Source organism: Enterobacter sp. R4-368 (assembly GCF_000410515.1).
Classification (GTDB): domain Bacteria; phylum Pseudomonadota; class Gammaproteobacteria; order Enterobacterales; family Enterobacteriaceae; genus Kosakonia.
In genome coordinates, this window is the sequence record NC_021492.1 from 107,800 (window position 1) to 116,007 (window position 8,208).

9 protein-coding genes are annotated in these 8,208 nt (G+C 52.7%); all 9 read right to left on the reverse strand.

All coding sequences use genetic code 11. The features are described 5' to 3' along the window. Positions 1–2: 2 nt before the first annotated feature. The 9 genes from H650_RS24090 to H650_RS24135 all read right to left on the reverse strand — a co-directional run bounded on the left by H650_RS24090 (position 3) and on the right by H650_RS24135 (position 7,901). Positions 3–287 carry a hypothetical protein gene (locus tag H650_RS24090; RefSeq protein WP_016495619.1) on the reverse strand — a complete coding sequence of 95 codons (285 nt, stop codon included), beginning with the start codon at positions 285–287 and terminating at the stop codon, positions 3–5. 690 nt (positions 288–977) lie between these two features. Next, the gene (locus tag H650_RS24095; RefSeq protein ID WP_016495620.1) at positions 978–1,388 is read right to left on the reverse strand and encodes a DUF1380 family protein; all 411 of its coding nucleotides are present in this window, start codon (positions 1,386–1,388) and stop codon (positions 978–980) included. Positions 1,389–1,433: 45 nt separating this feature from the next. Beyond that, positions 1,434–1,871: an antirestriction protein gene (locus H650_RS24100; RefSeq protein WP_016495621.1), complete on the reverse strand. Its 438-nt coding sequence runs from the start codon at positions 1,869–1,871 to the stop codon at positions 1,434–1,436. A gap of 456 nt (positions 1,872–2,327) precedes the next feature. Next, positions 2,328–2,564, reverse strand: a complete 237-nt coding sequence (locus H650_RS24110; RefSeq protein WP_016495623.1) for a hypothetical protein — start codon at positions 2,562–2,564, stop codon at positions 2,328–2,330. Between the two features lie 17 nt (positions 2,565–2,581). Then, positions 2,582–3,073: a DUF1380 family protein gene (locus H650_RS24115; RefSeq protein ID WP_238328411.1), complete on the reverse strand. Its 492-nt coding sequence runs from the start codon at positions 3,071–3,073 to the stop codon at positions 2,582–2,584. Then, positions 3,073–3,726: a DNA methyltransferase gene (locus H650_RS24120; RefSeq protein WP_016495625.1), complete on the reverse strand. Its 654-nt coding sequence runs from the start codon at positions 3,724–3,726 to the stop codon at positions 3,073–3,075. Before H650_RS24120 ends, H650_RS24115 begins: the two co-directional genes overlap by 1 nt. A gap of 484 nt (positions 3,727–4,210) precedes the next feature. Continuing rightward, entirely contained in the window at positions 4,211–4,675 is a 465-nt protein-coding gene (locus tag H650_RS26050) for a hypothetical protein (protein WP_016495627.1), read from the reverse strand. 461 nt (positions 4,676–5,136) lie between these two features. Continuing rightward, positions 5,137–6,252: a UvrD-helicase domain-containing protein gene (locus H650_RS24130; RefSeq protein ID WP_016495628.1), complete on the reverse strand. Its 1,116-nt coding sequence runs from the start codon at positions 6,250–6,252 to the stop codon at positions 5,137–5,139. Beyond that, a complete protein-coding gene (locus H650_RS24135) occupies positions 6,249–7,901 on the reverse strand; it encodes an ATP-dependent nuclease (protein ID WP_016495629.1) in 1,653 nt (550 codons plus the stop codon). The genes H650_RS24130 and H650_RS24135 overlap by 4 nt, the downstream gene beginning before the upstream one ends. Positions 7,902–8,208 lie beyond the last annotated feature (307 nt).

An 8,208-nucleotide genomic window follows, 5' to 3' on the forward strand; every position in this document is an offset into this window, starting at 1 on the left:
TTTCAGTTCTGCTGAACGCTCAGCAGGTTCGCTTCGAGACGGGTTAAAAAATCCGGTTCAAATGACCAGGCATGCCACACCAGGACGCCAAAGCGACGGATTTCGACCTGCACATCGCCTTCTGCTGACGCAGAGGCCGTAAAGACGGTGATCCCGTCCTGCAACCGGTTCAGTTTTCTGATCAGGATCCGCGCCAGGCGGGCATTTTCCTGAGACGTGTCTTTTCCCCCCATCTTCCCGGAAGATTCTTCTGTGGCGGTTTTGACGTTGACGTTGTGTGTGTGCATTCTGCTTTTCCCCTTCTGGTGATGGTTATTCCATCTCCCCGGTGAGTTCCCCTGCGGCGAAGGGCAGAGGAGCGACGGGCGAACGGAAAAGACCAGGGCGCGCCTGCGCGTGCACTTCACCCTGGTGTTTTACGGGCGAACGGTGCTACGAAAAGCCCTCCGCAGGGGACGACCGGGGAGACGGACATCGCCGGACGGACAGAATGCACACACCCGACCCGGCAGCGTCACACCGCCGGGTCGCCATTAAAGCCCTAGCAGCGCCGGGGCGGTGGATGCGGCGCGACCGGCACGGTCGCAGCAAGCGGGCCGTTGACCTTCAGCCCTCAGACACTAGCGAACAGCCCGAAACCGCAACGCGGGTTCGGCGGAGCTTGCCCGGCGGCCTGCCGGCGGGTTAGCGGAGTGTGGCTTGACGACCCGGCCGGAACGGACGGGGAGCCGGAGGGGGCCATGTCCCGGCTGCCTGTCTGGCTTTTACTGCATAAAAAACGCCATCCACGCATCAGCACGCCGGAAAACAGCCAAAATCCGGTCAGTATCTGCAACAGAACAGCGAAATACTGCATCAAACCGTCGGGGAAGGTGCGGAGGAAGGCCGCGCCAGCGGCGCGGGGTTTTCCGCACCGCCGCGCAGCGGCAGGGTTTTCAGGCGGCCACAGACCGGCTCCGGGCGTCCCTGCCCGTGTGTTATCGTCCCAGGGTTTCGCGCAGTGTCCGCAGTGCACCGGACTCAACCGGGTAAAGACGCTGCGCCGCCCCCTCCCCGCCCTGTATCTCTTCCATGCGCAGGAATTCCCCCGCCAGCGCCATCACGTTTTCCAGCGCGGCGGCCGGAACGGAAATCTCACGCTGCCGGGCCTCCTCCTCGCGCAGATTTTCCAGCAGGCAAGTCAGGGTATCCAGCCCCACGCCGCATTCATGGACACCGTCCAGCCCGGCAATCAGGCCGACAATCCGGGCGGCCATGTCCCCCGTCACGCCGTACTCATCCAGACAGGCCAGCACGTCCTCTTTTGTCCAGACAATCAGCGCCAGCGGCTCGTCCGGGGTGTATTTTTCAGTCAGTTTCGCGCACAGCGCGTTAACGGTTCCGTACATGTGTTTGTCTCCTGTCAGGGGGCGGCAGCGCCGCCCCGGTGTTGTTCAGTCAAGGGCGCGGAAAATGGCGGCGGCTTCCGGGTGGTATTCGGCATACGCCATTAACTGGTGGTGGCGGCGGCAGTACAGGCGGCACAGTTCTTCCTCGTCGTGGCGGTCATACATCCAGCTCCGGTGGTTCAGCACCAGGGCGGTGATGACAATCCCCGCCGCTTCACTGCTCAGGGTCAGATCGGCGAAATTTTGCGAATTACTGAAATGCCAGCGTTCCTCACCTTCGGGTTTCATAAAACCGCCGCCCTCCGGAATTACGGCGTAGTCCCACACCCCGCCGTCATAGCCTTCGAGATACTGAGCGGCATAGTTGTAAACGTTGTTTTCGGCGCAGATGAAATCATGACCAAACAGAGCTGGCAGGAACCGCAGTTTGACGTAACCGTCCAGAATACGGGCGGGCTGAAAGTCAGGGGTGGACGTGTGCATATAAATCTCCGCTGTTAAGGGTGAATACCGATACGGCCGGTGCCGTGACTGAATGACAGCCCGGCGGAAAGCGGAGTGTTCAGGAGCGACGACGAGGCCGCAGCGCAAGCGAGCGCGAGGCGGGATTACGCACGGCGGTGACGCGAAGCATGAGCGGAGGCGCGACGGGAGTAAGCGCGGTGAGGCGAGTGCGAACGGGGGAGGAGGCGAGCTTGCGATCTCTTGAACACGCAGCGGCCGGGCTAAAGTGAAGTCACGGCACCGGCCGCAGACCGCACGGGCCGGGTTTTCTACCCTTCCCCGCCGCCGGCGGAAAGACAGCGGCGCGCAGCAACATCCTTTTCCACAGCGCAACTGCACAATGCGGGCATAACCCTGTGGATAAAAACCGCGCGGCACCGGTGGCAGCGAAAAAAATCAGGGTGGTCACAAAATAACCACCCCGCATAGCTCCCCTCAAAGACTCAGGCAACGCCGCAGCCGCGCAACACGTCGTGAAGCGTCATGCAGGGTGTCGTGAATGTCCTCCACGGCCAGCATGGCAAGCCGGGTTTCAGCACGGTCACTGTCGCGCGGCCAGCGCTGGCGCATCGTATGGATGCGCAGGAAGATCGCCGTCAGCGCATCATCGATGGCGGCCACATCCGCCATCAGTTCACTACCCGCTGCCGTCTCAGGGGTCTGTCCGTTCATGGTGTCTCTCCCCGCGCTCAGGCTTTCGTGAATTGTTTAAGGGCATTCAGGGCGGCAAGTCCCCGCGCCACCGTCTCCGGCGTGTCCCCGCCGGCCTGCCAGGCGATCGCATCCTGCTCATTCAGACAGCGCTCAGCCCAGTCGCTCACCCGTTCCAGCAGTGCGGCCGGCACGCTGACCATCGCCGGCGCCGCCCGCAGCCCGGCCAGCAGTTCCAGCACCGTGCCGAAGGAAATCCCCTCTTCCGCGTGGTCGCCGCTGCCGGCCCCGCCAATCTCTGCCAGGATGTGGTCGGCTTCCTGCTCCGTCATGTCCTCCGCCGCGCCCGTAACGGTTTCGCGGGTCCAGACCAGCAGGGCAAATTTTTCCGTATCGCCAAAGGCGCGTTTCAGTTTTTTATTCAGTTCCTTACGGGTTCCGTACAGCATGATTGTCTCTCTTTTCTGTTCTGTTTTACGGGCGGCGTCCACCGCCCGCCGTGTCGTAATGTTCGTGTGGCGTTGCGGCATCACGCCGCAACCGGATGCATCAGCGCGCGCTGTTCACCAATCCGTTGCAGGGCGGCGGCGTGGTACTGCGCCATCAGCTCGATACCAATCCAGCGACGTCCGCACTGGTCGGCGGCGACACAGGTCGAGCCGCTGCCGGCAAACGGATCCAGCACGAGGTCACCGGGCCGGGTGAAACTCTCAATCAGGGGGCGAAGAATGCTGACCGGTTTTTCGGTCGGGTGATGCCGGTTGCCGGTGTATTCCCAGGGCATCACGTCCGGCAGCGGGTTCTGTGGCAGCGCCGGACGGCCTTTTGCCAGGACATAGGCGCTTTCGTGCTGGTAGCCAACAAAGGCGGACTTCGAGGCATAGGGTTTGGTGAAAACCAGGTGGCCCACGACGCGGAAACCCGCCGCTTTCCAGGCCCGCATGAAGGTGTCCACGCGGTTCCAGCCGTAAAAACTCACGGCCAGGCTGTTATTTTTCAGTACGCGGTACATCTGCTGGCTGGCGGGCATCACCCATTCGTCGTTAACGTCGTTGGCGATCGAGCGCCCGGAACGGTCCTTAAAGCCGACAAGGTACGGCGGGTCAGTGAGAATGAAATCGATGCTGGTATCCGGAAAGGTGGCCATCAGCTGCACGCTGTCACCCTGCATGAAACGGGACATGTTCTGCTCCTGTGTATGAAGGGGCACCCCTGTGGTGCCGTGACCGCCACACAGACGGGCGAACAGCTGAGCAAACAAGTGCGGACGCGAAGCCGCACGCGCCGCCGGAGCGGACTGAATGTCCCGCGCACGGCGGGGACCGGGTGAGCAGGCCGGCGACAGCTTCGCTTGTTTGAGAAGCAGCCCGGCTACAGTAAGGGCACGGCACTTCCGGCCCGCCGCCGGGCGGACGCCAGGACGGATGGCGGCAGAGAAGCGGAGCGCAGCGACAGCCTTATCCTGTTGGCAGAAGATGTGCGTAATAAATGGCGTTACGTCGATATATTCATGAATGATTAATGGCTGTAACAGTTCGCCGACTATACTTAATGGTATAAAGAGCACAGGGCTCCGGTGCCACCGAGTGTTAGTAGTCGGCAGGAGATGATGTCCCCTGCCACTTTTTTCTCTTTCCTCTTTTCTTCAGCCAGGCAGCAACCGTTACTCAGCCTTTAACGTATTCAATTGCGCCCCGCAGGTATTCCCAGTTGTATCCGGTATTCGCGTCATGATTTTTCTGTGCCACTTTCATGGCCAGTCGTATCTGCTCATCTGTCAGGCTGGCATCGAGCGCGAGGAAATCCTCCCGCAGCCAGAACGTGCCGCAGCAGAGTGCATCTGCCGGGTAACGTGACAGGCGGTCAGTCAGTGCGGCCACGGTACATTCCCCCGCGTCAGGCTGGCGCGCGGCAAACACGGCGTCCGCCACATCATTCCAGCACCAGTCCTCATGCGCCGGGCACGGCGCGTCAATGTCCTGCAGCGTCATACACGGTATGCGGCGCAGACCAGTGACAATGTCATCAAGGCCGTCAGCCCGGTCTCCCGGCTCCGTGCTGGTCAGGTACCAGCCGTCCAGGTAAATGGCCATTTCACCGCTGCTGAGTGTGATGCGGGTCAGTTTCTGCATATCTGTATCTCCCGTTGATGCGGCACCGTTTGCGCCGTGCCGACACAACAGCCCGGAGAAAAGCGGAGAACGGAAGGGCGTCAGTGAAGCCGCACGCGCCGTCGACAGCGGGCTGAATGCACCGCTTCGACGGGGAACGGGTGAGCATGACGACAGGGTGAACCCTTCTGGCCGCAGCGGCCGGGCTAACGTGAAGGCACGGCGCGTTGATTGCCTCCGAGACAGAAAGAGTTCGAGTGTTGAATATATGTTTAAGCCAGAACAGGATATAAGACATTGGCAGTCGAACAATTTCTTAAGGTTGATACTTCAATACTGATAATAAATGTAACCAAAAAATGTTTAGGTCAGTTGCACCCAAGATGAAAAGGCCTATGAGAAAATGGATTTTTCTGTAATCCTTTAAACTGAAACTCACTAGTAATCTCAAATACAATCCTGTGAAAACGTTGGTAATATCATTAACCTGCCGAGTAAATTTTGATTCCATTTGAGTTAAAAGCAGGGCTACCATTAAAAACAATCGCAACACTTTTAATTGGCCTGGTCAAGCCGACATACAACTTGGCTCGTGAATCATTAGTTAGCTCTGAGTTATTATCCTGGAACCATTTAAGCATGGGCTCGGTAGGATAGATGATCACACGGTCAAATGTCAGACCCTTAGATGTACCGAAAGTAAAGACTGGATACCTTTCGTCAACTCTACGTTTCTTATCCCAGCGTAGTTGAACAGGGTGAAAAGTTTCCAAGTAGTATCCCAGCAATTTCTCATCTAGTAGAAATACGCCGTCATGACCGGATAACTTACGAACATTGGAAACTGACGGAGAAAAGTCAGGATAGAGTTTATTCGCAAAGTCATTAATTTCTTTAAAACACCTGAAGTTCTCATTCAACGTTTTGTCATCTATAGTGACCCCAGACGTCTTGTCTTCAAAGAAATTCACAATGGCAGCTTTTTTGTACTTCGCATTTTTCTCAGTATTGACGGTACTATATGTGGCCTGACGCGGGTCGCCGACCAGCGTAATTTTAATGGATGACCTGAACAATGTCTGAAGAATTTCAAGATCATAACCGGCAAGATCCTGAACCTCATCCACATAAATTTCGTCAAAACACGACGCCAGTCGAGCGATGACTTTTCCGCTCGACTTCTCATCACAGCGAAGAGAGAGTTTGGCCATTTTATCGGAGTAAAGCTTAAAATCAGAACTAAAGTAGTGCTGCCTGAAATCTTGCTCTCCCCAGTAGATGGGTCTCCCCGCTACCTTGTAAGGCTTTACACCGGATTTACTGCTGCAGAGGAGCATACCTTTAATTTCATAGTCAAATAAACACCCTTGGTATGGTTTTATCCAGTGTTTAATCAGAAAGGAAAACCATGTGATCACAATTAAATTAGACGGGACATAGCCATTCTTTTTAATAATTTTGACCTTTATTTCATCCCGACAGGCCTCGGTGAAAGTAGTAATTAGAACACGCTTACCTAACTTGGCCGCGTTCAATGATTCACTGACAACAAAGGTGCTTTTACCAGCCCCAGCTGAGGCAATTATGACTTTATTCATTTGATCGCATCCAGAATATACTGCGGATACTGCATGCTGAGAGCTTGTGTATTTTTATAGTTAAATATTTTTAATGCACAATCTGTTTTATTTGCACGCATGTAAATACGCAATTCATCATCGGAAGTATATTCGGTCCCCAAAATGGTATTAATATTTTGTCTACCATTAACCTTCAGTAATTTCGGCTCAAGAGTATTATAATTGTATTTTTTTGAACCTACCATCAACACCCCAGCATCAACAATCGGATCAAAACAGATATCTATATGCGCTTTTTTGTTCGCACCAATATAGACGTTGTATTTTTTCTGGATTGCGTCGATATCGCCATCATTGTCCGTTATGACGCAGGCGGGTTTGCCGATAATCGTCGCTATTTCTAGGAATCTTAAAAACGAAATTCCCACTGAAATTACTTCTATCCCATCCTCGACTGGCAGTCGTCCTTGGTTAGCATCCATATAGGCCTTCTGAACTACCAGCTCGTCCGAATCGCCTTCAACCAAAATCGCTTTCTTACACAGAACCATTCTAAGTGTGTCGTAGCCCGCAATCTTTTCGAAAAATTCCTTCGTACTTGATGTTAACGAAGCCAGCTTAGTAGTTTTACGGTTTGAGAGAAAAATCAGATCGCCTAGACCGAGCTTGTTCGCAACGAAACTACTGTGAGTAGTAATGATGATCTGTTTACCTTCACAATTGTCTTTGATGGTCTTGATGAGCAAATTAAGCTTTGTGTGAGACAAATTATTTTCAGGCTCTTCAATTAGAATAACATTCGACTCTTTCGCTTTATTGTGCGAAAGCGCCAAATTGGTCTTCACAATGCTTTGCTCGCCCTTTCCAATGTAGTTAAACGGAATATCATCTAGACATGTAATAAGACTTGATTCCCAAGCTTTCTGAGTGGAGAGTTCAACAGAGATAGTAACGCTTTTAGTGGTAATCTTACTTGCACTAATAATTTTCTTATTGATGGTCTCGATAGACTTGTCTGATATAAATGTTTCTTTCATCTTACGGTGCGACTGAGAAACACTAATGACCTCATCGTCAGTCAATAAATCCTTGATTATTCTTCCAATATAGACATCAGACCCATTATTCCCTCTGGCCGAGGATGAGTCGATAAATGCTGACTTAAGGGGAATGCTACGTGATAAAAGTGATTCCCTGCTGAAGCTTTTCCACTCAATATCGTAATACTCGATAGGCAAAGTTTTGATATCCCCTGCGTTCAAGAGTGCCTCATAGGCAGCATTATAGTCCTCGTTAAAATTGATTTTGAATACAACACCCACTGAGGATGATTTCAGGCAATTACCATCTCCCTCGAGGAAAGCAGTGTCAGGAGTTTTTTGGAAGTGGAGCTCAACGAATAGCGCTGGCGGTGGCAGCTTTTCTGCGGTGGAAAGACTATCAATATACTCATTAACCATCTGATAATTAAATAGATATTGACTAATATTGTTCTTAACGGGTTTCCCTGCATATAAACCAGTCAAACCCATATTAATCGCTTCAAGGATAGTACTTTTCCCCGCTTCATTGTCGCCAACGATAATGTTCACTGACTCGTTGAAATCAATGCAAAATCTGTCTTTGAAGCCTTTAAAACCCTCAATAATCAACTTTGTGATAACCATTAACATCTCCATTACATGTCATATGTGAGCAATACAGGGAAATCTTCTTTACGAAAGTTGAAAGGAATTTGCGACCTCAGGTGCAATATACACCGGTCAACTTGCCTATTGCCCAATGAATAGACTACTCCAGTGCCAGTAATGCTTCTATCGATTGGTTAGATAATTGTGAGCTTCTGCTCCTTGTAAGGGATAGAACTTCTTTCCCTCCTCGCGACGGGTTTCCTTCCAGCTTCAATATCTGGTTCCGTATTATAATTTTTTTAACAAAAACGGGCTTCCTTTTATCTTTGGAAAAAAAAGCAGA